Raw genomic sequence first — 665 nt, 5'->3', positions numbered from 1 at the left:
GCCTCGGGTGCGGCCTTGCCGCGGGTCTTGCGACGCTGCTGGCCGAGGCCGCAGCGCCGCCGAGGGCTGATCGCCGGGTTCTTCCGATCGCCCGACCGGGCCCGGCAGAACCCGCGTCCCGTCCCCCGTGGGAGACGGGCGGATTGCGGGGCACGACCCGTCCGGGTGGGTCATGCCCCTCGCCCCGGCCCTCTCCTCCGGGAGGGGGAGCCGGACAGCGCGACGCGATCCGCTCGCGGGCGCCCGCCCCCGGGAAATCCACAGCTTTCCGCGGCGCTCGCCGGGCCGATTCAGGGATCGGGCATCGCCGGGTGCGATGGCTGTCGGCGAGGAGCCGGCCGGTGGGGCCGGCCGCGTGAGGCGTCGTTCATGCCCGGCCAGCCCAGCCTCGTCGCCCGCCTGTTCTGGATCGCGGTGGTCGGCGGCGGCCTGTCGCTCGACCCCGGGTTCCGCGTCGACGGCCGAGCCGCCGCACGTCGCTTCCGGCGGCGCGATGCCGCCCTCGGCCTTCGGGGGGTCCCGAGATCCGAGGTGCCGCCGCAAAGGATCACGCCCGGCACCGAAGCGTCTCGCGTCGCCCGGGTTCGGCGCGCACCGAGATCCCGGCGTCGGCCCGATCACGGCCGGTGCCCGGCCGCCTCCGAGGCCGCGTAGCGGGTCCGGGC

1 protein-coding gene is annotated in these 665 nt (G+C 77.4%); it reads left to right on the top strand.

Annotated elements, in window-relative coordinates; translation table 11 throughout:
* Window positions 1-369: 369 nt before the first annotated feature.
* Window positions 370-654: a hypothetical protein gene (locus tag FV223_RS29305; protein ID WP_147730073.1), complete on the top strand. Its 285-nt coding sequence runs from the start codon at window positions 370-372 to the stop codon at window positions 652-654.
* The last annotated feature ends 11 nt before the right edge of the window (window positions 655-665 follow it).

This window comes from Methylobacterium sp. WL116, from assembly GCF_008039455.1.
In the GTDB taxonomy this organism is placed as follows: Bacteria; Pseudomonadota; Alphaproteobacteria; order Rhizobiales; family Beijerinckiaceae; genus Methylobacterium.
Note: the sequence above shows the minus strand (reverse complement) of the source record. Positions and strands in the feature narration are given on the sequence as shown.